We start from the raw sequence: 25,327 nt of genomic DNA on the forward strand, positions 1-25,327 counted from the left end.
TGTATTATTGTTGAGTTTTGGTAGAATGTTGCCTTAGCTGAACTATTTTTTATATTTAAGCTATTTTTTATATTAAGGGGTATTTAGATGTCTGACATCGAACAACGTGTTAAAAAAATTGTTGCTGAACAACTAGGTGCAAATGAAGCTGATGTTAAAAATGCATCATCATTTGTAGATGATTTAGGTGCTGATTCACTAGATACAGTGGAGTTGGTAATGGCGCTAGAAGAAGAATTTGACTGCGAAATCCCTGATGAAGAAGCAGAAAAAATCACTACAGTTCAATTAGCGATTGATTACATCAATACTAACCTCAAATAAATTCACAATTAGGCAGTTTGCTCGTTCAGGGCTTGCTGCCTTTTGCCTTTTTGTTTCCTAATCCCAGTCTGCCAGTGTTTTTAGAGGAGATTCTAGATTCCACTGGATAAGTTTTACCTTAAGACCTAGGGAAGTCAGAAACCGAGATAGTCCTGTTGTACAGTGCTAGTTGCACAGTTTAAGTTGCGAGCAATTTGTAGCAATTTAATGCACATAGTAAAGAATTCTTAGAGGTATCCTGTATGTCTAAACGTAGAGTGGTTGTTACTGGTCTTGGCGTTGTATCACCGGTAGGTATTGGTGTTAAAACTGCTTGGGATAATCTTGTTGCTGGCAAGTCCGGCATTACACAAATTACTAAATTTGACACGAGCGCATTTGCATCGACAATTGCTGGTGAGGTCAAAGATTTTAATCCTGAAGATTTCATCACTGCCAAAGATGCTAGACGTATGGATACGTTTATTCAATACGGTTTAGCTGCCGCGATTGAAGCAGTGAAAGATTCAGGTATTGTTGCCACCGAAGAAAATGCCGAACGTATCGGCGTTTCGATTGGTTCAGGTATCGGCGGCATGCAACTGATTGAGGACACCGACATTCTGTACAAAGAGTCTGGTCCACGCAAAATATCTCCATTTTTTATCCCTGGCACGATCATCAACATGATTTCAGGTAACTTAAGCATTATGTTTGGCTTTAAAGGCCCTAATGTTTCGATTGTTACTGCCTGTACAACTGGCACGCACTCTATTGGTGATGCTTCACGCATGATTGAATATGGCGATGCAGATGTGATGATTGCTGGTGGCGCAGAAGCTGCTATTACCCGTTTAAGCGTTGGTGGCTTTGCTGCGGCGCGAGCACTTTCAACACGCAATGATGACCCAGCAACCGCTAGCCGCCCATGGGATAAAGACCGTGATGGCTTCGTGATTGGTGAGGGCGCTGGTGTGATGGTGCTGGAAGAGTACGAGCATGCCAAAAAACGTGGTGCAAAGATTTATGCGGAATTAAGTGGTTACGGCATGAGTGCTGACGCTTACCATATGACTGCGCCAAATATGGACGGCCCACGCCGCTCTATGCGTAATGCAATGCAGAATGCTGCTATTAATCCAGATGCAGTGCAATACGTCAACGCACACGGCACATCAACACCACTTGGTGATACCAATGAAACCAATGCAATTAAAGCTGCATTTGGTGAGCATGCTTACAAATTAGTGGTTAACTCAACTAAATCAATGACAGGCCATTTACTTGGCGGTGCCGGCGGTTTGGAATCAGTGTTTACTGTATTGGCAATTCACAATCAATTGTCACCACCTACCATCAATATCTTTAACCAAGATCCTGATTGTGATTTGGATTACTGTGCGAATACTGCACGTGATATGAAAATTGAGTATGCGCTGAAAAACAACTTTGGTTTTGGTGGTACGAACGGCAGTTTGGTGTTTAAAAAAATCTAACTAGCCATTTAGTTGCTGTAATCTAAGCCCGCATTGGTCGTCAATCGCGGGCTTTTTATTCACCGTTACATGGTGTATTAGGTAGTGTATTTATGATGTGTATGGTTTAATTACGCCTTATGGCTTCTCATCATACATCTTTAATTAACGGCAGTTTTGATCAAACCATTTCCGCCACAGACCGTGGCTTTACCTACGGAGATGGTGTGTTCCGCACCATGAAAATTAAAGATGGGCAGCCCGTCAGTTGGCCTTTTCATTATCAGAAGTTAGTTGCAGATTGTGCAGTAATCGGTATTGTCTGCCCGAGTGCAGAACTGTTAATGTGTGACATTCAACTGCTGTTTCCAATTGACGAATTTGACAATGGACAAGTACAGGTTGTAAAAATCATTATTACCAGAGGCGAGGGCGAGCGCGGTTATGCACCACCTGCTGTGACGATTCCCACACGTGTATTAATTAAATCAGCCATGCCCACGTATGCTGACGCCCATTACATTCAAGGTGTGCGGTTGCATCTGTGTGACACGCGCTTGGCACTGCAGCCCAAGCTAGCAGGCATTAAACACTTAAATCGCCTTGAAAACATTCTGGCGCGTATGGAGTGGCGTGATGAATCAATATTTGATGGACTGATGCTGGATCATGACGATAGCGTCATTGAGTGCACTATGAGTAATATTTTTGCGCGCGTGGGCAAACAGTTATACACCCCAGATTTAAATGCGTGCGGCGTGGCTGGCATCACTAGGCAGCGCATCCTTGGTTTAGAGGCCTTACTTGGTTTAAACACTCACATTACGACGCTATCATTGCCAGAGCTATTCAATGCAGATGAAGTAATTATTTGTAATAGTTTATATGGCGCATTTCAGGTAACCGCCATAGGCGATCAAACATGGGAGCAACAGACGTTGGCTTCTACAATTAGAAATATACTGACTCATGGTTAAACGTATTAAAAGATGGTTGATTATCTGCCTAGTTTCAATAGTATTGATAACAGCTTGGCTGGCGTATTACGCTATTTCTCCGCTCAGATTACAACCTAGCAGCCAGGAGGTAGTGATTGCCCCCAATAGCGGGCTACGCAGCATTGCCAATCAATTAGTTACTCAAGGTGTGTTACGTGAGCCATGGCGCTTTATTTTGCTCGCCAAGCTTTTAAATAAAGAGCAGTATTTACAGGCCGGTAGCTACACTTTAAACAAAAATGTTTCCCCTTATCAGCTATTGCTGTCGCTCAATTATGGTAAAGCAACGCAAGGCAGTGTCACCTTTATTGAGGGACGCACCTTTGCACAAATGCGTGAGAAACTCGCTAAGAATGATGCGGTGAAGCAAACTACAACGACGTTGTCAGACCGTGAGATTATGCAGTTATTGGGTTCTAAATACACAACACCTGAAGGTTTGTTTTTCCCTGACACGTTTTACTTTAATCGTCACACGCCAGACATTGCGTTGTTAAAAATCAGCTACGATGCGATGCAGGCTAAGCTGAATAAAGCATGGCAAACTCGAGACCCAAACTTACCTTACAAAGATAGCTATGAAGCGCTAATTATGGCTTCAATTATCGAAAAAGAAACGGGAAAGCCTAGCGAACGCCCAATGATCGCAGGTGTTTTTGTCAACAGAATGCGGTTTGGTATGCGTTTGCAAACCGACCCTACCGTCATTTATGGCATGGGCTTGCAGTATGACGGTAATATCCGCAAAAAAGACTTGCTAACAGATACCCCTTATAACACTTATACCAGAAGCGGTTTGCCACCAACGCCAATTGCGATGCCAGGCATGGCTTCTATCGAGGCTGCATTACACCCGGCTGACACTAAAGCGCTGTATTTTGTAGGCAAGGGTGATGGTAGCCACGCTTTTTCTAATAATTTAAATGAGCATAACCGTGCGGTAGTGCTTTATCAGTTGAAGAAATAAAATATGACAGCAAAGTTTATTACTTTAGAGGGCATGGATGGCGCGGGTAAAAGCACCCATATCGCTGATATCATTAAGGCAATTAGCGCACGTGGTGTAGAGGTGGTCTCCACACGTGAGCCGGGTGGTACCGAGCTAGGTGAGCGCCTACGCGAGTTGCTACTGCATGAAGCAATGCACCCTGAAACCGAAACCCTGCTGATGTTCGCAGCTAGGCGCGAACATATTGCCAATGTGATTGCACCTGCATTAGCACGCGGCGCCTACGTACTGTCTGATCGATTTACAGACGCAACTTATGCTTACCAATGCGGCGCTAAGGGCGTATTAGCCTCAAAAATAGAGCAGCTGGAGTTGTGGGTGCAAGAAAGCCTGCAGCCAGACTTAACCTTGCTTTTTGATGTGCCGGTTGAGGTCAGTATGCAGCGTTTGTCGGCAGCACGCACCCCAGATAAGTTTGAAAGAGAATCTGCTGATTTTTTTACGCGCATTCGTCATGCTTATCTACAACGTGCACAACAAAACCCGGCAAGATTCAAAGTGATTGATAGTAACCGTCCTTTAGATGAGGTTGCCAGATCTGTAATGCAGGCAATAGCATCGCTGTGACTAATATGAGCAATGTTGCTGACATTTACCCATGGCAAACCCAAATTTGGGAGCGTTTAGCGCAAGGTGGCCAACGCTTGCCGCATGCAATTTTACTGCATGGCAGAGCGGGTATTGGTAAGTACGACTTTGCGCGCAGCTTTAGCCAAGCACTTTTATGTTTGAATAGGGCGTCCAACGGAGCCGCATGCAAAACGTGCCCAAGCTGCAACTGGTTTAACGATGAGAGTCACCCAGACTTCCGCCTGTTAAGCCCTGAGCAAGAAACAGAAGCTGAAGATGCTGCGCCGAGCAAAAAAACCAAGAAAAAAACACAGATATCTGTTGCACAGATTCGCGATCTAAGTGATTTTTTAAGTTTATCCAGCCATCAAAGTAGTGGTGTGCGCATCGTGTTACTGCATCCGGCTGAAACCTTAAATATTGCTTCTGCAAACGCACTGCTCAAAATGCTGGAAGAGCCAGCACCAGGCGTGATTTTCATTTTGGTTGCCCATCAGCTGCAGCGTTTACTGCCAACCATCATTAGCCGCTGCCAAAAAATCAACATGCCAGTACCTAGCGAACTGCAAGCGCTTTCGTGGCTTGAACAGCAGGGCGTAAAAAATGCAAAGCAACAATTAGCCTATTTAGAAGGTTCGCCAATTAAGGTGTTTGCTGAGCAAATGCAATTTGACCAACTCTCTGAGATATGGCGCCATTTAGCGCTGGGCGCAAAGTTAGAGCCTTATGTACTTGCTCCTATGTTAATTGCTAACTCAGCCGAAGCTGGCGTGATTACCATCCAAAAGTGGCTATATGATATGGTCGCCGTTAAGTTAGGTCAGCAGGCACGCTATCATTTGCAGCACATCGGTGCTTTGCAAGCGCTGGCGGACAGAGTAAACTTAAGTCGGTTGTTCGATATGCATAAAAAACTGAACGAGTTAAGAAAATTGGCTTCGCATCCGCTGAACCATGATCTGCAGATGGAGGGCTTATTGCTTGATTACACTAAGCTTTTTACTACAGCGTAATTTTTAGAATTTTATAAAACACAGTAATTCTAAATATTTTTAATTTCGATATTCTTTGTTAACTTAACAGAATCAACACATTAAGTAGAACCCCAATAGAGTTTAATTATGGCTGAAGATACACAAGACGAAATTAAAACCCCCAACACCATTACACCCAAGCCTGGCGTACTATCACTGGCAATCAAGGAAAAAGCAGCGCTCTATGCGGCATATATGCCGTTTTTAGTGGGCGGAGGCTTGTTCATCCCAACAACGAAATCATTTCAGATAGGGGAAGAAGTATTCATGCTGCTGAGCCTGATTGATGATCCGGTTAAGTTAAAAGTGGTAGGTAATGTCGTTTGGGTTACGCCAAATACGCAAGGTAATAAACCGCAGGGTATTGGTGTTCAATTTAACGAAAAAAGCGGTGGCTTAGAAGCGCGCACTAAGATTGAAGGATTGCTCGGTAACGCTTTAAAATCATTACGTGCTACCCATACCATTTAGTCGAAAACCATTTAATTAAACACCATGCTTGTTGATTCTCATTGCCATCTTAATTTCCCAGAGCTATTAGCCAACCTACCTGCGATTAAACAATCTATGCAGGATAATCAGGTTAGCCATGCACTATGCATATCTGTCACCTTGCCGGACTTTCCTCAAGTATTGGCACTTGCTGAGGAAAATGAAAATTTTTATGCCTCTGTTGGCGTGCATCCCGATTATGAGGATATTCAGGAGCCAACCGTAGAGGAACTGATTAAACTGGCCAATCACCCCAAAGTAATTGCGATTGGGGAAACCGGGTTGGATTACTTTAGACTTACCGGTGATTTAGAATGGCAGCGCACCCGTTTTCGCACCCATATTCGTGCCGCGATTGCCACAGGCAAACCGCTGGTGATCCATACGCGCAACTCACCTGAAGATACATTGCGCATTATGCGCGAAGAGAATGCACAGCAAGTTGGTGGAGTAATGCATTGTTTTACCGAAAGTTTAGATGTTGCACTGGAAGCGATTGCACTAGGTTTTTATATTTCGTTCTCTGGGATTATTACCTTTAAGAATGCGCATAGCATTAAAGAGGTTGCCAAGCACGTTCCGCTGGATAGAATTTTAGTGGAAACGGACTCTCCTTATTTAGCGCCTACACCTTATCGTGGCAAAACAAACCAGCCTAGTTATGTGAAACACGTGGCGGAGGAGGTGGCTAATTTACGCGGTATCTCTTTTGACACACTTTCCACAGCAACTACTGAAAACTTCTTCAGATTATTTAAACACGCTAAGCGCTAATATCAGGTGAGCAGTAAGCGTTATAAATCAAGTAACATCAGATAAAGGCAGTCAATGCAATTAACCATGTTAGGCGTAGGTTCCAGTGCCGGCACACCGATGATAGGTTGCCAATGCAGCACATGTGTATCTACCGATAAGCGCAATCATAGAACGCGTTGTTCAAGTGCAATTACTCTGGATAATGGCAAGGTTATTCTGATTGATACTGGCCCAGATCTGCGCCAGCAGGCTTTAAGAGAAGGGCTAATGAACGTAGATGCAGTGCTTTATACGCATACCCACGCAGACCACTTGCATGGGATTGATGATTTACGTGCCTACTGCCAGAGGCAGCGTTGCCAGATTCCGTTATACGGTAGCCCGGAAGCAATGCGGCATATTGCCGATAAGTTTGGTTACACGCTGCGTGAAGCTGGCGATTTTTGGGACTTACCCATTTTAAAAGTAAACCCGGTTACTTCATCGTTTACGTTATTTGAGCAAACTATCACCCCCATTCCTATTAAGCACGGGCATAGTGATATATACGGCTACCGTATTGGAAACTTGGTTTACTTAACTGATGTATCAGCAATACCCGCTAGCTCGATGGAGTTTTTAAATGATGTCGATGTACTGCTATTAGATTGTTTACGCATCACGCCGCATTATACGCACGTTAACTTGGAACAAAGCCTTGGATTGGCTAGTCAGATAGGGGCCAAAGCTACTTATTTAATCCATATGACGCATGATTTGGAGTATGCCGCACTTACTGCGCAACTGCCAGCGAATGTGTTTGTCGGCTACGACGGATTAAAAATTAAAATTTAGCAGTAAACCGATTGCTCAGTGTATCGTTTGTTAATGCACGGTTCAATGAGATAATTCAGTGAGATAATAAAGCGTTAATTTTGGAGATAGATATGCAATTTAGTTTTAAGAAAGCCTTAACAACCGTAGCAATGGCCTCATTCTTAGTGGCTTCCATTTCAGTGACGCATGCTGCTCCCAAAACTTATACTGAAAATGAGTTTTTGAGTACATTTAGTGGAAAGAATAAAAAAGTAATTACTGATAAGCTAGGTGCGCCTTTCAAAAAGGAAATGTCTGTTAAACCATCGGGTGCCAATACAGTCATGCTTAAAGCTGGTGCAGATGAAAGCAAATCTAAACCAGTTAAAGTTGAAATGTGGTACTACAAGAATATCGTGAAATACGACCCAAAACGTACTTATAAAGAAACTGAAATTACGTTTGTTAATGATAAAGCAATGAACATTGCATTCTTTAACAACCGTTAATCCATAAAATCACACCTAATCGCTTAAAACGCTACTTGTAAGCTCAGCCCGCTCGCGTCCAAAAGTTGCGTTTTAAGTTTCAGTAGATTCAGCATCACCCATAGGCACAGCACAATACTAGGCAAGTTAAAGTCCAGCAATCCTGTATTGCAAGTGGTGCTCATTGTTAAACTATCACTGTAAAGCAGTTTGCCATAGCACTGAAATGTGGTTTAAACTAGTTCATATCTAAGCGTTATTATGCTGCATATATCACTAGCGATATCATTTGCTCACCCAGTTTGGAGGTGATGAACAATATGAACAAGCAACCGACTGTTAAAGGCATACTCTTTGATTTAGATGGCGTGCTTTATACTGGCTCCAGCCCTATATCTGGAGCAATAGATGCGGTGCGTACCATTAGAGCCAGTGGTCTACTATGCCGGTTTGTGACCAATACCAGCACATTGTCGCTGGTTTCATTACACAACAAGCTCAATGCCTTAGGCTTCTCCATCCCTATTCGTGAAATCATCAGTGCGCCTCAAGCCACATTGCTTTACTTAAAACAACAAACGCATGCCACTTGCCGCTTATTGCTGGCTGATGATGTTAAAAAAGATTTTAATGTACTGCCTCAATCATCGACTGATCCAGACTACATTGTGATTGGTGATATCGGCAATGCTTGGACTTACGCATTACTCAATGATGTCTTTAACGCATTGATGAAGGGCGCAAAGCTGATCACTATTCATAAAAACAAGTTCTGGCAAACCGAGCAAGGACTGCAAATGGATATAGGCGGTTTTGTAGAGGCTTTGGAATATGCCAGTGGTGTTAAAGCAATGGTCATCGGCAAACCGGCTCCTGAGTTTTTTAAAATCGCACTTGATGATTTAGGGCTCACGCCAGCAGAGGCAATGATGGTGGGCGATGATATTGATGTGGACGTGGGAGGCGGCCAGCAAGTAGGACTGACTGGAGTGTTGGTTAAAACCGGGAAGTATCGCCAGCACTATGCAGAAGCATCGGCAATTAGGCCTGATATCCTAATTGATTCAGTGGCAGATTTACCGAAAGCACTAGGGCTGTGAACTAAGTAATACCACATAGCCATGATTGTCGTTAAACGGTGAAGAATGGAGTCTGATATGAATAACGAAACTTTCAATATGAGCATTCGTCAGTTCTTAAAAATGGCCGGCATTAGCTCCCAGCGGGAAATTGAACAAGCTGTAGCGCGAGCCAGCGCAAATAACACACTCAAAGGAAATGAGCATTTACCCGTTAAAATGACGCTCACAATAAGCGCATTGAACCTGAATGTCAGCTTTGATGGAACTATTGACCTTGGTTAATACAATCAATAGGTTGTAATTTATAGTTAATTAAAAATATTAACTTTTTTGCGCTAAGTTTTGCCTTGTTGCTAGGCGCCATTGCCTGCCAACATATTGACTTTAGTTGCCATGATGAAGTCATTCTCATGCAAGCCGTTGATTTTGTGTGTCTGAAAAACAACGCTACAGTAACCCCAGCCTATCGTGATATCCGGGTGGTGCCCTTCCTGTTCGCATAAGTGCCCAACACGTTGCGCCAGCGCCAATGCATCCATAAAGTTCTTAAGCTTAAATGTGCGTTTAATTTTGGTGGCATCATCGCGTAGCTCCCAGCCGGGCGCTAACGCTAGGTACTGATTAGCCACTTCAATGGTCATAGGTGGGATCCCACCCTGGCAAGGCGTACACTGTTTGGTAGTCAGGTCTATGCTGTTCATGGAAGCTCTCCTTAATTATTGATAGAAGCACTTGAGTTATGACAAACTTTAAATATATTAGTTGTTATTCAGCACTTTTTAGTAGGCAGGCGTATCATGGAACTTATAAACAGGCCATAAGTCCCATTTATGTCACTGGCTTTAGAGTGACGCGGGCGTTTGGTGGTGGCGCTATCATTGGTGAAGCCAATGCCATGGAAGGTGCCGAATATGTTGCGCTAGAAGTGAATAGCGCGTGTGGTGGGCTTGATGACTACTACGAAACAATTAGATGAATTAATTAACCGTGAGTATCAGCATGGTTTCTACACGCAGCTAGAAGCTGACACCATCCCGCTTGGCCTAAACGAGAGCACTGTCAGGCTTATTTCCGCAAAAAAAAATGAACCGGCCTTCATGCTTGAGTGGCGCTTAAAGGCTTACCAGCACTGGTTAACGCTTTCAGAGCCCACATGGCCGAACCTGCATTACCCACCCATTGACTATCAGCACGCTTATTATTACTCTGCACCCAAATCAGAAAAAACTGGTCCGCGCGATTTATCAGAAATCGACCCAGAGTTACTGCGTACCTACGAGAAACTAGGCATTCCGCTAAGAGAGCAGCAGGTGTTGGCTGGCGTAGCGGTAGATGCGGTATTTGACAGCGTATCGGTAGCCACTACCTTTAAGCAAAAGTTATCTACGCTCGGGATTATTTTCTGCCCATTTTCAGAAGCTGTGCAGAAGCATCCGGAATTAGTGCAGCAATACCTAGGCTCTGTCGTGCCTTACACCGATAATTTTTTCGCAAGCTTGAATGCAGCAGTGTTTAGCGATGGCTCTTTCTGCTACATCCCCCCCGGGGTTAGATGCCCGATGGAGCTTTCAACTTACTTCCGCATTAACGCAAAGAATACGGGGCAGTTTGAGCGTACGCTTATTATTGCTGACAAAGACTCCTATGTAAGCTATCTGGAAGGCTGCACCGCACCGATGCGAGATGAAAACCAGCTCCACGCTGCCGTTGTAGAGCTTATTGCACTGGAAGGTGCTCGAATCAAGTACGCTACGGTACAGAACTGGTACCCTGGAGATAAAGACGGTAAAGGTGGCATTTATAATTTTGTTACCAAACGCGGAGATTGCCGTGGTGATCGATCACATATTTCATGGACTCAGGTAGAAACTGGCTCAGCCATTACCTGGAAGTACCCCAGCGTTATCTTGCGTGGCAATGGCTCTGTGGGTGAGTTTTACTCAGTCGCGCTCACCAACCACCACCAGCAAGCCGATACGGGGACTAAAATGATTCATATCGGCCAAGATACCAAGAGTACGGTGCTTTCTAAAGGAATTAGCGCAGGTTATGGCCAGAACACTTATAGAGGGTTGATTAAGGTGTTGTCTGGTGCAGAAAATGCGCGCAACTATACCCAGTGCGATTCATTGCTATTGGGCTCAAAATGTGGCGCACATACGTTTCCGTACATTGAAGTAAAAAACCCCAGTGCAAAGGTAGAACACGAAGCCTCTACCTCTCGTATCGGTGAAGACCAGTTGTTTTACTGCACTCAACGCGGCATCCCACCTGAGGACGCAGTATCAATGATCGTTAGTGGTTTTTGCAAAGCAGTGTTTCAGGAACTGCCCATGGAATTTGCGGTTGAGGCACAGAAATTATTAGGAGTCAGCTTAGAAGGTGGTACAGGCTAGGAGAGATTACATGCTATCTATCAAAAACCTGCACGCATCAATTGACGGTAAAGAAATATTGCGTGGCATTGACCTTGAAGTGAAGGCGGGGGAAGTGCATGCCATTATGGGGCCTAATGCTTCTGGCAAAACTACGCTGGCTCAACTACTGGCTGGTAGAGCGCTTTATGCTGTTACCGCAGGGAGTGTTCAGTATCTTGGCCGAGATTTACTCAGCATGACACCAGAGCAGCGTGCTTGTGAAGGCGTGTTTCTGGCTTTTCAATACCCAGTTGAAATTCCAGGGATTAGTAATGCGCTATTTCTTAAAACAGCACTTAACGCCATCCGTAAATATCACCTGTTGCCAGAGTTGGATGCGATGGATTTTCTGAGCCTAGTGCGCGAACGGATGAAACGAGTCGGCATGGATGACGCTATGCTGTTACGTGCGGTGAATGAGGGGTTTTCTGGAGGCGAGAAAAAACGTAATGAAATATTGCAGCTAAGCGTGCTGCAACCAAAATTAGCCATTCTTGATGAAACTGATTCTGGCCTTGATATAGATGCACTCAAATTGATTGCTGATGGCATCAACGATATGCGTGATCATGAACGTGCAATCATTCTGGTGACTCACTACCAACGGCTTTTGGACTACGTTGTACCAGATATGGTGCATGTGCTGTCACAAGGACGCATTGTTAAATCAGGCGGGGCAGATTTGGCTAAGAATCTTGAACAGCACGGTTACAGCTGGGTTAATACGGATGCCATTGCTAACCAAGCCATTCAGAATAGCCAGATAACCCAAGCCAACCAAGCCCCTTAGGAGCTAAGCCATGCATGCGCAACCACAATCTTGGCAAAATATAGCGTTATCGCTAGTGCCATATGAGCTGGCCGGTAACAGCACACCTTGGGTGTTGGCAACAAGGAAAGCCGCGTTTAAGCGTTTTGAATCCCATGGATTTCCTACCAGACGCGAAGAGGAGTGGAAATACACCGATGTGTCATTGATTAGTAAGCGCGGAACGCTAGCCCCTGACAACATCCCACCTGAAGCATCATCTGAAGCAAAGTTACTTGCTTGGACCTTGCCTAGTGAAGGCATGCATCTGATGGTGTTTGTGAATGGGCACTTTGATTCTGGCTTATCTAACATTGACGATTTGCCTGCAGGTGTGCAGATAAGCAGTCTTGCGGATATGCTGGATGAAGGCGCAGAGCTACCAAAAGACTTGTTTAAGCAACAGCATGAACATACTGTATTTTCTGCGCTAAACAATGCATTTGTGACTGATGGTGCAGTATTGAACATTACACCAAATACAGTGGTGAATAAACCGATTTATATTTTGCTTATCGCCAGCGGGCATGGCACGGCAATTTATCCGCGCATGATTATCATGGCTGGGGCTGGTGCACGCGCTACCATCATTGAACACTATATGGGCACTTTAGATGCACATAATTTCACCAATGCTACGACGCAGATTAACCTAGGTGATGGTGCAACGATTGAGCATTGCAAGCTTACACAGGAAGGCCCAGCAGCCGCACATATTGCAGGTATCCACGTACAACAAGCCGAGGGCAGCCACTTTACTTCTAAATCATTTGTATTTGGCGGGCGATTAGTCCGAAACGATATTACTGTTAGCCTGAATGAGCCTAATTGCACATGCACCTTAGATGGTTTATATCTGTTAAATGATAAGCAGCATGTTGACCACCATACACGTATTGACCACATAGCAGCCTCATGTACTAGCCGCGAATACTACCGAGGCGTGCTAGATGGGGAGTCGCGCGGCGTATTTAACGGAAAAGTCATTGTGCACCATGGGGCTAATAACACTGATGCAAATCAGACAAACCATAACTTGCTGCTGTCACGGCAAGCTGAAATTGATACTAAACCGCAGCTGGAAATTTTTGCGGATGATGTTAAATGCACACATGGGGCAACCGTGGGGCAATTGAGTGATGAAAGCTTGTTTTACTTACGCTCACGTGGCCTAGATGAAGTAGTGGCGCGCTCAATGCTGATTTATGGGTTTGCTAATGACATCATTCGTGGCGTGAATGTGCCTTACTTACGCACACGCCTGGAGCATCTTTTATTAGATCGTTTGCCACAGGGGGAGATGGTCAAGGAGCTGCTATGAAAATGGGTGAATTCCATATGAACAAGCATGGTGGTACAAATGATGCAAGCACGGTTGAGTCCGAGATTACCAATCACCTGCTGGTACAGCATTGGCGAAAAGACTTCCCAATACTTCACACCAGCTTGTATGGTAAACCGCTAGTTTATTTTGACAATGCTGCCACCACACAAAAACCATCGATAGTCATCGAGGCGGAGAATCACTATTATCGTCACACCAACGCTAATGTACACCGCGGTATTCACACCTTAAGCCAGCAAGCTACAGAAGTATTTGAGTCTGCCAGAGGCAAGTTGCGGCAACTCATTAACGCGCGTCATGACCATGAAATAATATTTGTTCGCGGCACCACAGAAGCCATTAATTTAGTCGCACAGAGCTATGGGCGCAGCAGGTTTAAGGCTGGTGATGAAATTATTATCAGTGCTATGGAGCATCATTCCAACATCGTTCCATGGCAAATGCTGTGTCAGCAAACCGGTGCCATCTTGCGCGTAGTGCCGGTGAGCGATGCTGGCGAGCTGGATATCAATGTCTATCAATCGTTACTCAATAAAAAAACCAAACTGGTTGCCATTTCACACGTATCCAACACTTTGGGTAGCATTAACCCTGTTAAAACCATCATCAACTATGCACATGCGAAACATGTGCCAGTGTTGCTGGATGGCGCACAGGCGATTGCTCATCTTCCTGTCGATGTTCAAGATTTAGATTGTGACTTTTATGCTTTTTCTGGCCATAAACTATATGGACCAACAGGAATTGGCGTGCTTTATGGTAAAGCTGACCTGTTAGACGAAATGCCCCCATACCAAGGGGGAGGGGACATGATTAGCTCAGTAAGTTTTGAGGCCACGACTTACAACAAGCTACCGTATAAGTTTGAAGCAGGTACTCCCAATATTGCCGGTGCAGTTGGCCTTGGTACCGCGGTGGACTACTTAAGCGCCATAGGGCTTGATGCTATTGTCAAGCACGAAGACTCTCTCTTAAATTACGCCTCTGAGCTGATGACCAACATACCAGAGCTACGCATCATCGGCAACGCCAGACATAAAACCGGCATCATTTCATACGTAATGGCTGGTGTGCATCCGCATGACATCGGTACCTTTTTAGATAGGCAAGCCATTGCCGTCCGCACTGGTCATCATTGCACCATGCCGCTAATGGAGCGTTTTGGCGTTCCGGCGACGGTGCGTATCTCATTTGCGCTATACAACACAAAAAATGAGATAGATAAGCTAGTGAGTGCAATTTATCAAGCAAGGGAGTTATTTAAGTGAACGACTTGCGCGATCTCTATCAAGACATGATTTTTGACCATTACCGTCAGCCTAGAAACTATGGTCAACTGGAGAATGCTAACCATAAAGCAGAAGGCTACAATCCATTATGCGGAGATAAAGTAAGCTTAACGCTCACACTCAAAGATGGCGTTATTCACGACCTAAAGTTTGAAGGTAGCGGCTGCGCAATTTCAACTGCTTCAGCCTCACTGATGACAGAGGCATTAAAAGGAAAAACTGCAGAAGAAGCACTTAGTATGCTCGAGGATTTTAAAGCATTAGTGACTGGTGCCAGTGTAGCTAAAGATATGGGAAAGCTCACTGTACTCGCTGGCGTGCAAGCGTTTCCGCAACGGGTTAAATGCGCCACACTGGCATGGCACACATTGCAAGCGGCGTTAAAAAGCAGCACTGAGCCTGTGACCACGGAGTAAGTAATCTATGATGTTTGATTGGAAAAAGTTCGCAGATGAGCAGCAAGCCCCGGCACCAAGCAAAGAAGCACTTTTGGTGCGGGTAAGAGAGATGTTGCAGTCAATATATGACCCAGAACTTCCAGTGAACATATACGACCTAGGCTTGGTTTACCAATTAGAGGCCACGGAATCTGGGCACATCAATATCACCATGACACTCACCACGCCCAATTGCCCAGTAGCACAAACCTTTCCTGATACCGTGCGGGAAAAATTGCTTTGTGTGCCAGGTGTTAACGGCGTAGATGTGACGTTGGTATGGGATCCACCGTGGGGCCGTGACAGTATGAGTGAAGCGGCTAAATTACAACTTGGCATGCTATAAGGAGCACAAATATGAGTAACTGGATAGATGTGGCGGCAATAGACGATTTTAAATCTGGCACTTGCCGCGTGGTAAAGACTGACGAAGCATCGGTTGCCGTATTTAACATTAATGGGCGTTACTATGCGATTGATAACCTGTGTAGCCACGAGGAGGCTGAATTATCAACCGGAAAACTTGAGCGTGATGAAGTCATTTGCCCGCTACATGGGGCGCACTTTTCTTTGGTAACTGGAGAGGCGCTCACTGCGCCTGCCTATGAAAATTTAAGAACCTACCCAGTCAGAATTAATAATGGATGGCTAGAAGTGGATACCGAACTTCAGTGGGATATTGCCTAGATACAAGCATATATCAATGATTTAATAGCTTACTTCAGACAATTGTAATTAAATGTCATGTATAAATGCATAAATAGTTCTACAATGAGTACCATAGCTAAGTAAAAACAAAGCTTAAGTAAAAACAAAGTCAAATAAATATAAGGTTAAGTAAACACAAGATTTAGATATAACGATACATAAGCTAATGACCAATTTTTTGGGAGGGTAGTTTCATGAGTCTTTTAAATTTATTCTGGTTGTTTTTTGTACCAACAAAAGGATGGCGGCATCTCGTACAGCGCAAGCTATCTATGCACAGGCTTTATTTGCTGCATGTAGTTCCAATGTCATTGATACCCCCGTTGTTCATCTACTGTGCAGCGGGGAAATACGCGGGAGACTTACTTCCGGTTTTATCTAATCAGAAATTATTATTAGTCGCAGCAATTCTGTTCGTTGTTGAGTTGGCTTCGGTTCCGGTGATGGGTCTCATTATTCGCCAATTAGGGGAGGTTGCAGAAATTCACCCCACCTATCATCAAGCCTTCACGCTTGCAGCTGTAGCACCCACTCCTTTATGGCTAGCGCCAATTGTGCTTTTGGTCCCTGACATGACGTTTAACCTAGTAGTGCTCACCATGGCATTAATGGCCACGGTAGGATTTATCTATTATGGGGTTCCTGCGGTGTTTCATATAAAAGAGCGCGGTCATGCGATTTTGATGTTTGGCGCTGTATTAACTGCAGGTGTTATTGGCTGGGCGCTGCTAATGATTGTTACCTTAGTGGTATTAGGTAGCGTGCAGAACTTATAATTGCGGTAGTATCGTTCACACCATCAAGAGGCTCTAAATGAGCCTCTTGATGCATTTATGTTTGCTGAAAATGAGTTAAAAGGGTAATGAGTAGATGTTTTGGCGTAATAATAAAAACCTAAACCTTTATAAAATCTTACATCACGCCACAGACTGCACCAACAGCCGAGATGGTGCAAAAATGGTAGTGTATTGTCCGATTGAGCGACCAGAGCAAGTGTTTGTTAGAGATGAAGCTGAGTTCATGGTGAAATTTACACAAGTCGACTAGTATTTTGGATATTGACCAGCATTTCAACCGGTACCCAACCCATTCAGGTTGAGTACCGTGTGCAACACAATCTAATTGTGCGGAATTTCCCCACCCAATGCATTGGTTAAGTCAGCCAGCATCTTAGCCAGTTCACCTGTCATCAGGGTGAAGTCTAGCGCAAATATTTCATCAGCATCCTCTGCTAAGGTTGTTGAATCCTCTTTAATAATATCTAGAAATTCGAGCCGTTTAATTTGCATTTGCTCGGTTAGTACAAAAGATATTCTGTCATTCCAAGTCATGCCTAAACGCGTCACACGCTTGCCTGCGGCTATGTGTTTCATGATTTCATCGCCTTCTAGCGCATGGTTCGCATAACGAATCGTGGCTTTGCTTTCACCGGCGGCGCGCAGTTCTAACTCACGGTCTATCGTGAAACCTGATGGTGCATTACCGCTTGCCAGCCAATCAGTCATGGCACTCACAGCAGATACATTGGTATGCAACTGTTTAAACGGCACACCTTCAATCGACTTATTAAAAAACTCTAATAACTCTTCCGCCTTAGACGATGAAGCTGCATCAATCACTAAATAGCCGTTTACAGGGTCCAGCCATGCGTAAGTCGTACGTTGCAGTGCAAAAGCCCTAGGCAGCAGTTCTTCGGTAACTGCTTCTTTGAGTTCTTTTTTCTCTTTACGGCCAACTTTATAGCCTTGCTGCGCTTCAATCTCAATGACGCGCTCTTTTAAAAATCGATTAATGATGGTAGCTGGCAATAATTTTTGCTCTACGCCTAACGCGAAAAGCAGTTGGTTGTTTGCATGGTGCACAAGCTTGTCTCCGTGGCATGCAACCCAGCCACGGCTCTGCTTATCTAGTCCACTACACGGCAACAGTGGCTTTAGTGATAGCTTTTCAACTAACTGATCGTGAGTAATAGTGCTGTCTGCTACGAGACGATAGATAAAGGTATTTTTAAACCACATGAAAAGAGCGCTCAGAAAAAAAGCGCCGATTATACTGAACTTGGGCTGTTATAGATGCCATCTTTATTTAAATAAAGATGGCATCTCCCCGGATATCAATTGATTTTCAATCTAGTCAAACTCTCTTACCTCAAATGCCTCTCTTAATCTTGCATTGATGGCATCAATATCATCATCCTGTAATTGACTAGGCGCAGTTGCTTGTTTACTAGCTGGAGCAGAGGTATTGGCTGGCGTTGATGCTGCGCCTGTTGTAAACCATTTTGCAAATGGTTCTGCATTCACACCTTGTGGTACGTACCAGTGTTTTGATTCCGCATCCCACTTGGCGCCAAGTGCTTTTGCTTGGTCTTTTTCATTAAACGGTACTTTAAGTGCTATGTTTGTTGCTGTCATGCTTATCCTGTTTCTATTGCCAATTGATTTGATTTGCCTATTAGACATAAGCTGGTTGATTAAAAAACGTCCCCTTAGGAGGGAGATGCTCTATCCACTGAACTACGGAGCAACTGTTATGGAAGCCCAATTTTTAGATATGGCTTTAATGATGGCTGTTTATTCATTCTCTAACCTAATCGAGATAATACCAATATCCAATTAGTTTATATAGGATAAAAATACATGCAGAACATCTTCCCTAGGCAGGATTAAGAATTTGACACTAAGCCATATCACTATTTTCTTGCATCAGGCTTTCTCTTGCTTTGCCAGCCTGCATTAATATTTCTGCTAGCCGCCTAACGCCTGGCCCTGCAAAATCTGGCCTCGCATATATTAAATAAAGTGGCAATGTACGCACACCGCCTTCGCGCAGCGGTAGTGCTTTTAACTGCCCAGATTTTAATTGCTCTTTGATATGTGCAGCCGGTAGCCAGGCAAACCCAAACCCCATGGTTAAAGCTTCAATGGAGGTTGCAATATTACTTACCGTCCAGCGTTGGTTAACTTCTATGGTGGCCGTGTTCTTATCGCGCTTGGCGCCTGAATCCCGCACCACAATATGGCGGTGTGATTGCAGGTCTCTGTAAGTTAACACACGATTTAGCTGATGCAGCGGATGTTCGCTCTGTGCAACTGCTATCAGCTGTATCGTCATGATTTGGTCACCTAAAAACCCCGATGGTATATTAGGGGAGATTGCCAAATCCGCTTCGCCTTTATATAGCGCATCTGAAGTGCCACCTAATACCGACTCAATCAACTCCACCCTCGTGTGCGGGCTTTCCAGACCAAATTGATTAAGGCAATCCAGTAGTAGTCGGGTAGGGAATAGAATTTCGGCCGCGAGGTGAATAACCGCCTCCCAACCTGCTGATAGCCTATTAGCTGCGGCCTCCAAGTCGTTTGCTTCATTCACTAACGCAAGTGCACGCCGATACAGCATTTGCCCGGTTGGCGTTAGCACCGCCTTACGTCCTTGAATCTCAAATGCTTTTAATGCCAGCAAGGATTCAATTTTTTGCACAGCGTAAGTAACTGCAGATTGGCTTTTGTAAAGTTTCTCCGCGGCTTGCGCATACCCGCCAGTTTCCACCACTGTAATGAGTGAGCGCCACTGCTCGAGAGAGATGTTAGGCATGCTATCAATCTAATTTTTAGATAATTAATAGCGAAATATTATACTTTTTTATCTGATAAATAAAATGTTTAATAGCGTCATATCAATTTAACTACAAATCATTGCTATGCAAAAAGCTCGCTACACATTAACTGCCATCGCTATCCATTGGGGGATGGCAATACTATTAATCGCGCTATTTGTCGTTGGTTTGTATATGCATGAACTTAAGTTTTCTCCATTAAAGCTACAAATTTACGCATGGCATAAATGGGCTGGCGTAACAGCCTTCATATTAGTGATGTTGCGCCTCGCATGGCGGCTCAAGCATCGTCCGCCAGCTTTGCCGTGGACGATGTCTAAAATGACCAAACTTGGCGCGAATATTGGGCATGGCATGCTGTATCTCTTAATGATTGCCATTCCATTATCCGGCTGGTTAATGAGCTCAGCCAAAGGTTTTCAAACTGTTTACTTTGGCGTGCTGCCAATTCCGGATCTGTTATCTAAAGACAAAGCGATAGGTGATGCATTAGAAGCTGTGCACATGATTTTAAATTACAGCATGGCAGCTATATTAGTTGGGCATATAGGTGCAGCCATCAAACACCATGTAGTGGATAAAGATGATGTGTTGCGTCGCATGTTGCCATGGCGTGCTAGTTAAGATAAATGAAAGGTCTGCAAAATGAATATTAAAGTATGGGCAAGTGTAATCGGTGGTTTGATGCTAGCTTCTGGAGCACAGGCGACAGAGTTCACCAGCATTCAAAATGACAAAAGCTCACTACATTTTGTGTATAAACAAATGGGCGTGCCTGTAGATGGCAGTTTTAATAAATTCAATGCGCAGTTGGCATTTGACCCTAGCAAGCCGGCTAATGCAAAAGTCGATTTTGAACTTAATTTGGCAAGTATTGATGCGGGCTCAGATGAAGCCAATGATGAGGTCTCCGGCAAAAGCTGGTTCAACACCAAGGTATACCCAAAGGCAACGTTTGCATCTACCGCAGTTAAACAACTGGCAGCAAACCGATATGAAGTCAGCGGCAAGATGACGATTAAGGGGCGCACACAAATGATTACGGCACCATTCACATTTACCCCGCAAGGCAATACAGCCAAGGTTGATGGCAGTTTTGTACTCAAACGATCTGAATTTGCAATCGGCGAGGGTATGTGGGCAGACTTCGGCACCGTTGCTAACGAAATACAAATTAACTTCCACTTTCTGGCTAATGCCAGCAAATAACTTTTTTTAAATCACTATCATCAGGAGTAACACTATGAAACGTATCGCACTTTTAGCTATTGTAGCTAGCCTTTCAACGACAGCACTGGCAGCACCAGAAACTTATGTGATTGATAACACACATACGTTTCCACGCTTTTCTTACAGCCATTTTGGATACTCAACACAATTGAGTCACTTTGACAAAACAACAGGAAAAATCACGATAGACCGAGAAGCAAAAACCGGCTCTATGGATATCGCTATTGATACAACCTCAGTAAATACTGGCTATCCGCTATTTAATGAGCATATTCAAGGTGAAGATTTCTTAAGTACTGAGAAGTTTCCTGTTGCTAACTTCACTTCAAAAAAATTAAACTTCAATGGTGATAAGTTAGCATCTGTAGATGGCACACTCACGCTCAAAGGCGTAAGCAAACCAGTAACACTGACAGTCACATCATTTATGTGCATGCCACACCCAATGTTGAAAAAAGATGCTTGCGGCGCAAACGCAACTGCAACAGTAAAACGCTCTGATTTCAACATGAGCAAATATGTGCCTTACGTTGGTGACGAAGTCACTATCACCTTACCAGTTGAAGCCGTTAAACAATAAGTAGCTTTGACGCCACGGCATATAGATGCTTGCCGTGGCGCTGCTTATTGGCAGTACAGTTTGCACAGGTGCAATAATGCCTAAAAGGATGTTTTGATGAAAACACGCTCATTGCAGCAATTGATTACGTCTATCCCCACTACAGATGGGGCAGGGGTGAGGTTGAGCCGCAGTATTGGCAAGACAGCATCCTTTCGCCTTGATCCATTCCTGATGTTGGATGAGTTCTCATCAAGCAACCCCGATGACTATATTGCCGGCTTTCCTGATCATCCACACCGCGGCTTTGAAACTGTCACCTACATGCTTGATGGCAGCATGCTCCATCGCGACCACCTTGGCAACCAAGGCCAGTTAATGGGCGGCGGTGCACAATGGATGACGGCAGGGCGTGGCATCATTCACTCGGAAATTCCGCAACAAGAAAGTGGCCGTATGCGTGGATTTCAGTTATGGCTAAACCTGCCAGCTAAAGAAAAAATGAAAGCCGCGGCATACAGAGATATTCGCCCCGAAGAAATTCCTGAAATGGATTTACCAAACGGCGGGAAAATAAGAGTGATTGCCGGTAATGCCCAAATAGAAGGCCAAGCATTGGCCGGCCCAATTCAAGGTGGCACAACCGAGCCACTGTTTTGGGATATTCGCTTACCTGCCATGGCGTCGTTTGCACATGCGGTGCCACTAGGGCATACCGCATTTATCTACGCATACGAGGGCAGGGTAAACATAGAGCAAGGCACATCCCAAGTTACGCTAATGCCACAAGTGGCAGGCGAACTCTCTGATGGGGACCACTTAGCAATTAACACGCTTGATCAGCCTGCGGCCTTTTTACTAGTTGCAGCAAAACCACTGTATGAGCCAGTTGCGCAATACGGCCCATTTGTGATGAACACGCAAGATGAAATTGCCCAAGCCATTATCGATTACCAAACAGGTCAGCTCACAAGCCCTGCACCACGACCATGATTAACTTATGCCATCAGTAACATCCGCCAACAACGAGCGCAGCGTATTGCTAACGCTTGCAGGTATTCAATTTAGCCATATTCTTGACTTCATGATCATGATGCCGCTAGGTCCCATGTTGATGAAGGAATTTAGCATCAATACGCACGAGTTTGGCTTGTTAGTTGCCGCTTATAGCTTTAGTTCGGCATTTTCAGGGCTATTGGGCGCAGCGTTTATTGATCGCTTTGAGCGTAAGCAACTGCTAATTATGATGTCAGTTTGCTTTGCCATCGCCACAATGGCCTGCGGGATGGCAACGAGCTATGCGGCCTTGCTTTTGTTTAGAGGGCTGTCCGGAGTGTTTGGAGGCATTATGGGAGCCATGGTACAAACCATGGTGGCCGATCTCATTCCGTTTAAACGCCGCGGCAAAGCGAATGGTATTATTTCAACCGCATTCTCCATCTCTACAGTAGCTGGTGTTCCAGTTTCGCTCTGGATCGCGACCCATTACGTATGGCGTGCACCATTTTTCTTGATAGCGGTCGTGACAGCACTGTTTATATTCACAGCTAATCGACTACTACCAACCATAGATCAACATTTAAGCATCAAACGCAGCCATCCATTTGCGCCAATGCTTACCGTGTTGCGTGATAAAAATCATATCAAGGCGCTCACCTTTTCTGCACTGATTATTTTCTCCAGCTTTACTGTGATTCCCTATTTGACAGTTTACGCGGTCAACAACGTAAATATCTCGCAGCATGATATCCCGTTGGTCTATCTAGCGGGCGGAGCCGCCACCCTGATTACAGCGCGCCTAATTGGGCGATGGGCAGACCATGCGGGGAAAGTTCTGGTGTATAGACTGGTCGGGTTAGCTGCAACTTTGCCCATCCTATTAATTACCCAATCAGGGCCGGTGCCTTTGTGGGCTTGGTTGCTTTATACCACGGCTTTTTTCGTTTTAGTCTCTGGCCGTATGATTCCTGCGATGACGGTAGTTATTTCTGCTGCTCAGCCAAAACTGCGTGGTACCTTTATGTCACTGAACTCAACGGTACAATCGTTAGCGATGGGCTTATCGACTACTTTGGGCGGGTTTATTGTTACACAGAACACAAGCGGTGCGTTTATAGGATACGAGCATGCGGGCTATATTGCGGTTTTATTGAACGTGTTGGCGATTATATTCGTATCAAAAATTGTCATGCATGACCGCGCAGTGGCGGCACAAAACACACTCAGCGAATCTTAATCAGGATTACATTGCAATAGGGACGGTACGGCAAGCTTACTAGTTTTGCTCACCATCTACAGGTTTATGAACAGCAAATCCTGATTCAATCCATGCATCAATGCCTCCGGCAAGCGGTCTCACATTGAAATATCCATGATTCATAAAGGCTTTAGCCACTTTGGCTGCGGTAACTTCGTTAGGGCATGAGCAATACAATACGATATCTTCGCTGATATCTATTTCAGGCAGAATGGCCTCAATTTGCTCGGTAGAGACAAATCTTGCGCTAGGTATCCATCCGTCTTCGATTAATTTTGGTGGTCTGGTATCAATAATAACCGGCTGTTTGCCGCTTTCTAGCATCTCATTCAATGTTGCTACGCTAATACGTGCCATCCTTAACGCTTTAAGAAAACGATAGCGCTCCCACCATTTGTTGGCTATAAATAGAACAAACGCGAACGCAATTATTAAAGCACCCCATTTGCCCATCTCAACTAACGTTAACAGCAGCTGATCAATAGAAGCGCTGAACATTGAGCCTAGTAAGATAGCTGAGCCTACCCAGACGGCTGCGCCAATAGTATCAAATACAATAAAAGTAAACGTTTTAGTACCTAGCGCACCAGCAAGCGCACTGGAAATAGAAGCAAAACCAGGGACGAACTTACAAAACAGCAGGGCAGAGGGGCCAATTTTAAGGTACATAGATTCAGTTTGCTTTACACATGAGTCTGGCGAAAGCGAGATTCGACAAAGCTTGCCCATTACTTTCTTCCCATAACGGCGGCCCGCAAGATACCAGAACATATCGGCCAGTAGTGCACCAATAACGGCAACCAACATCAGGTTCGCCAGTGAGGTTTCATGATTAACACTGATAGCACTTGCAATCAGTATCGTAGGGTATGCGGGTAACGGTAAACCAATCTGCTCTAAAAAAACATTAAAGAACACAATCAGTAAACCATACTGATGCAATAAATTAAGCAGTAAATCCATGTGTTTGGTGTCTTATTAGTAGCTAAAATCGGGAGGATTGCTAGGTGCAATCAATTATTGCATCACTTATTAGTGCTGACAAAAGTTAGCTGAACGTTTATTGCGATTAGGAGGTGCCTACTTAAGCTAACGTTGCCTGCTGTGGGTTAAGACGTAAGCAACTTAAGAAAGGTGCAGCATTATTAATTTTAAGATACTCCCACAGCATTGAAGACCTTGCGCTGTGGGATTTTAAGCATGGGCTTAACTAATACAACCTACTTTTTGTAGTTAGGTTAATTAGTTAACTTTATCTTTAAGTGTTTTACCAGCTTTAAATACAGGCGCATTGCGTGCAGCAATTTGGATGGTTGCGCCAGTAGAAGGGTTACGGCCAGAACGAGCCGCTTTTTTTGTTACTTGAAATGTACCGAAGCCAACAAGAGCTACGTTGTCCCCAGCTTTTAATGCTTCACCAACCGTATTGATGATGGCATCTAATACGCGATTTGTGTCAGCTTGCGTTACGCCAGCTTCAGCCGCTACTTTTGCGACCAATTCAGATTTGTTCATATAAATTCCTATAATATGGTTAATAGCACTCTAAAGCCAGATTACATAAGGCTTGCAGAGAATTTACATCCTAGCACACATTCATAATCCATCAATCATAGTTATCAGCATAAATGCACAATTCTAGCCATCTTGGCGCAA

Annotated in this window: 33 protein-coding genes; 27 read left to right on the plus strand and 6 right to left on the minus strand. The window is 44.4% G+C overall.

Annotation, left to right across the window (positions count from 1 at the left end; all coding sequences use genetic code 11):
• Positions 1-87: 87 nt before the first annotated feature.
• The 12 genes from acpP to C3Y98_RS05560 all read left to right on the plus strand — a co-directional run bounded on the left by acpP (position 88) and on the right by C3Y98_RS05560 (position 9,284).
• Positions 88-324 (plus strand): acyl carrier protein, encoded by a 237-nt coding sequence (gene acpP, locus C3Y98_RS05505; protein ID WP_015832083.1) that lies wholly within the window; start codon positions 88-90, stop codon positions 322-324.
• 242 nt (positions 325-566) lie between these two features.
• Positions 567-1,799: a beta-ketoacyl-ACP synthase II gene (gene fabF / locus C3Y98_RS05510; protein ID WP_135277103.1), complete on the plus strand. Its 1,233-nt coding sequence runs from the start codon at positions 567-569 to the stop codon at positions 1,797-1,799.
• 119 nt (positions 1,800-1,918) lie between these two features.
• Positions 1,919-2,755, plus strand: a complete 837-nt coding sequence (gene pabC, locus C3Y98_RS05515; RefSeq protein WP_135277104.1) for an aminodeoxychorismate lyase — start codon at positions 1,919-1,921, stop codon at positions 2,753-2,755.
• A complete protein-coding gene (gene mltG, locus C3Y98_RS05520; RefSeq protein WP_135277105.1) occupies positions 2,748-3,743 on the plus strand; it encodes an endolytic transglycosylase MltG in 996 nt (331 codons plus the stop codon). The genes pabC and mltG overlap by 8 nt, the downstream gene beginning before the upstream one ends.
• Positions 3,744-3,746: 3 nt before the next feature.
• A complete protein-coding gene (gene tmk / locus C3Y98_RS05525) occupies positions 3,747-4,352 on the plus strand; it encodes a dTMP kinase (RefSeq protein WP_135277106.1) in 606 nt (201 codons plus the stop codon).
• A 5-nt stretch (positions 4,353-4,357) separates the two neighbouring features.
• On the plus strand, positions 4,358-5,368 hold the full coding sequence (gene holB / locus C3Y98_RS05530; RefSeq protein WP_135277107.1) for a DNA polymerase III subunit delta': 1,011 nt from the start codon (positions 4,358-4,360) through the stop codon (positions 5,366-5,368).
• A 108-nt stretch (positions 5,369-5,476) separates the two neighbouring features.
• On the plus strand, positions 5,477-5,860 hold the full coding sequence (locus C3Y98_RS05535; RefSeq protein ID WP_135277108.1) for a PilZ domain-containing protein: 384 nt from the start codon (positions 5,477-5,479) through the stop codon (positions 5,858-5,860).
• Positions 5,861-5,884: 24 nt separating this feature from the next.
• Positions 5,885-6,655, plus strand: a complete 771-nt coding sequence (locus C3Y98_RS05540; protein WP_135277109.1) for a TatD family hydrolase — start codon at positions 5,885-5,887, stop codon at positions 6,653-6,655.
• Positions 6,656-6,709: 54 nt separating this feature from the next.
• On the plus strand, positions 6,710-7,471 hold the full coding sequence (locus C3Y98_RS05545) for an MBL fold metallo-hydrolase (RefSeq protein ID WP_135277110.1): 762 nt from the start codon (positions 6,710-6,712) through the stop codon (positions 7,469-7,471).
• 92 nt (positions 7,472-7,563) lie between these two features.
• Entirely contained in the window at positions 7,564-7,941 is a 378-nt protein-coding gene (locus tag C3Y98_RS05550; protein WP_209308751.1) for a hypothetical protein, read from the plus strand.
• Positions 7,942-8,240: 299 nt separating this feature from the next.
• Entirely contained in the window at positions 8,241-9,020 is a 780-nt protein-coding gene (locus tag C3Y98_RS05555) for a TIGR01458 family HAD-type hydrolase (protein ID WP_209308752.1), read from the plus strand.
• Positions 9,021-9,077: 57 nt separating this feature from the next.
• The gene (locus tag C3Y98_RS05560; RefSeq protein WP_135277112.1) at positions 9,078-9,284 is read left to right on the plus strand and encodes a DUF6494 family protein; all 207 of its coding nucleotides are present in this window, start codon (positions 9,078-9,080) and stop codon (positions 9,282-9,284) included.
• A gap of 71 nt (positions 9,285-9,355) precedes the next feature.
• Here the strand turns inward: C3Y98_RS05560 and C3Y98_RS05565 are convergent, their stop codons facing one another.
• Positions 9,356-9,703, minus strand: coding sequence for a 4a-hydroxytetrahydrobiopterin dehydratase (locus C3Y98_RS05565; RefSeq protein ID WP_135277113.1), 348 nt, complete (start codon positions 9,701-9,703; stop codon positions 9,356-9,358).
• 38 nt (positions 9,704-9,741) lie between these two features.
• Here C3Y98_RS05565 and C3Y98_RS05570 point away from each other — a divergent pair, with 38 nt between their 5' ends.
• The 10 genes from C3Y98_RS05570 (at position 9,742) to C3Y98_RS05615 (ending at position 17,053) form a co-directional block, all read left to right on the plus strand.
• Positions 9,742-9,978 (plus strand): hypothetical protein, encoded by a 237-nt coding sequence (locus C3Y98_RS05570; protein ID WP_135277114.1) that lies wholly within the window; start codon positions 9,742-9,744, stop codon positions 9,976-9,978.
• Positions 9,953-11,398, plus strand: a complete 1,446-nt coding sequence (gene sufB / locus C3Y98_RS05575; RefSeq protein ID WP_135277115.1) for a Fe-S cluster assembly protein SufB — start codon at positions 9,953-9,955, stop codon at positions 11,396-11,398. The genes C3Y98_RS05570 and sufB overlap by 26 nt, the downstream gene beginning before the upstream one ends.
• A gap of 10 nt (positions 11,399-11,408) precedes the next feature.
• On the plus strand, positions 11,409-12,209 hold the full coding sequence (sufC, locus tag C3Y98_RS05580) for a Fe-S cluster assembly ATPase SufC (RefSeq protein ID WP_135277116.1): 801 nt from the start codon (positions 11,409-11,411) through the stop codon (positions 12,207-12,209).
• Positions 12,210-12,219: 10 nt separating this feature from the next.
• On the plus strand, positions 12,220-13,548 hold the full coding sequence (gene sufD, locus C3Y98_RS05585) for a Fe-S cluster assembly protein SufD (protein WP_135277117.1): 1,329 nt from the start codon (positions 12,220-12,222) through the stop codon (positions 13,546-13,548).
• The gene (locus C3Y98_RS05590) at positions 13,545-14,840 is read left to right on the plus strand and encodes a cysteine desulfurase (RefSeq protein WP_245234328.1); all 1,296 of its coding nucleotides are present in this window, start codon (positions 13,545-13,547) and stop codon (positions 14,838-14,840) included. The genes sufD and C3Y98_RS05590 overlap by 4 nt, the downstream gene beginning before the upstream one ends.
• On the plus strand, positions 14,837-15,277 hold the full coding sequence (sufU, locus tag C3Y98_RS05595; RefSeq protein ID WP_135277118.1) for a Fe-S cluster assembly sulfur transfer protein SufU: 441 nt from the start codon (positions 14,837-14,839) through the stop codon (positions 15,275-15,277). Before C3Y98_RS05590 ends, sufU begins: the two co-directional genes overlap by 4 nt.
• A gap of 7 nt (positions 15,278-15,284) precedes the next feature.
• A complete protein-coding gene (locus C3Y98_RS05600; protein ID WP_135277119.1) occupies positions 15,285-15,644 on the plus strand; it encodes an iron-sulfur cluster assembly protein in 360 nt (119 codons plus the stop codon).
• Between the two features lie 11 nt (positions 15,645-15,655).
• Positions 15,656-15,985, plus strand: a complete 330-nt coding sequence (locus tag C3Y98_RS05605; protein WP_135277120.1) for a Rieske (2Fe-2S) protein — start codon at positions 15,656-15,658, stop codon at positions 15,983-15,985.
• A 215-nt stretch (positions 15,986-16,200) separates the two neighbouring features.
• Positions 16,201-16,782: a Yip1 family protein gene (locus C3Y98_RS05610; protein WP_135277121.1), complete on the plus strand. Its 582-nt coding sequence runs from the start codon at positions 16,201-16,203 to the stop codon at positions 16,780-16,782.
• Positions 16,783-16,876: 94 nt separating this feature from the next.
• A complete protein-coding gene (locus C3Y98_RS05615) occupies positions 16,877-17,053 on the plus strand; it encodes a DUF1653 domain-containing protein (RefSeq protein ID WP_135277122.1) in 177 nt (58 codons plus the stop codon).
• Between the two features lie 71 nt (positions 17,054-17,124).
• On the opposite strand, the gene C3Y98_RS05620 is transcribed toward C3Y98_RS05615, so the two are convergent.
• The 3 genes from C3Y98_RS05620 to C3Y98_RS05630 all read right to left on the minus strand — a co-directional run bounded on the left by C3Y98_RS05620 (position 17,125) and on the right by C3Y98_RS05630 (position 19,603).
• Positions 17,125-18,024 carry a recombination-associated protein RdgC gene (locus C3Y98_RS05620; RefSeq protein ID WP_135277123.1) on the minus strand — a complete coding sequence of 300 codons (900 nt, stop codon included), beginning with the start codon at positions 18,022-18,024 and terminating at the stop codon, positions 17,125-17,127.
• A 111-nt stretch (positions 18,025-18,135) separates the two neighbouring features.
• A complete protein-coding gene (locus tag C3Y98_RS05625; protein ID WP_135277124.1) occupies positions 18,136-18,420 on the minus strand; it encodes a DUF5710 domain-containing protein in 285 nt (94 codons plus the stop codon).
• Between the two features lie 265 nt (positions 18,421-18,685).
• Positions 18,686-19,603 (minus strand): LysR family transcriptional regulator, encoded by a 918-nt coding sequence (locus tag C3Y98_RS05630; protein ID WP_135277125.1) that lies wholly within the window; start codon positions 19,601-19,603, stop codon positions 18,686-18,688.
• 106 nt (positions 19,604-19,709) lie between these two features.
• Between C3Y98_RS05630 and C3Y98_RS05635 the strand changes: the two genes are divergently transcribed.
• The 5 genes from C3Y98_RS05635 to C3Y98_RS05655 all read left to right on the plus strand — a co-directional run bounded on the left by C3Y98_RS05635 (position 19,710) and on the right by C3Y98_RS05655 (position 23,650).
• Positions 19,710-20,249 carry a cytochrome b gene (locus C3Y98_RS05635; protein ID WP_135277126.1) on the plus strand — a complete coding sequence of 180 codons (540 nt, stop codon included), beginning with the start codon at positions 19,710-19,712 and terminating at the stop codon, positions 20,247-20,249.
• A gap of 21 nt (positions 20,250-20,270) precedes the next feature.
• Positions 20,271-20,834, plus strand: a complete 564-nt coding sequence (locus C3Y98_RS05640; protein WP_135277127.1) for a YceI family protein — start codon at positions 20,271-20,273, stop codon at positions 20,832-20,834.
• A gap of 34 nt (positions 20,835-20,868) precedes the next feature.
• A complete protein-coding gene (locus C3Y98_RS05645) occupies positions 20,869-21,435 on the plus strand; it encodes a YceI family protein (RefSeq protein WP_135277128.1) in 567 nt (188 codons plus the stop codon).
• A gap of 96 nt (positions 21,436-21,531) precedes the next feature.
• Positions 21,532-22,407 carry a pirin family protein gene (locus C3Y98_RS05650; RefSeq protein WP_135277129.1) on the plus strand — a complete coding sequence of 292 codons (876 nt, stop codon included), beginning with the start codon at positions 21,532-21,534 and terminating at the stop codon, positions 22,405-22,407.
• A gap of 7 nt (positions 22,408-22,414) precedes the next feature.
• Positions 22,415-23,650 (plus strand): MFS transporter, encoded by a 1,236-nt coding sequence (locus C3Y98_RS05655; RefSeq protein WP_135277130.1) that lies wholly within the window; start codon positions 22,415-22,417, stop codon positions 23,648-23,650.
• Between the two features lie 39 nt (positions 23,651-23,689).
• Here the strand turns inward: C3Y98_RS05655 and C3Y98_RS05660 are convergent, their stop codons facing one another.
• Together C3Y98_RS05660 and C3Y98_RS05665 are read right to left on the minus strand one after the other, a co-directional pair.
• Positions 23,690-24,634 carry a DedA family protein/thiosulfate sulfurtransferase GlpE gene (locus tag C3Y98_RS05660; RefSeq protein ID WP_135277131.1) on the minus strand — a complete coding sequence of 315 codons (945 nt, stop codon included), beginning with the start codon at positions 24,632-24,634 and terminating at the stop codon, positions 23,690-23,692.
• Positions 24,635-24,913: 279 nt separating this feature from the next.
• Positions 24,914-25,186, minus strand: coding sequence for an HU family DNA-binding protein (locus tag C3Y98_RS05665; RefSeq protein WP_015832053.1), 273 nt, complete (start codon positions 25,184-25,186; stop codon positions 24,914-24,916).
• Between the last annotated feature and the right edge of the window lie 141 nt (positions 25,187-25,327).

The organism is Methylotenera oryzisoli, assembly GCF_004661485.1.
In the GTDB taxonomy this organism is placed as follows: domain Bacteria; phylum Pseudomonadota; class Gammaproteobacteria; order Burkholderiales; family Methylophilaceae; genus Methylotenera; species Methylotenera oryzisoli.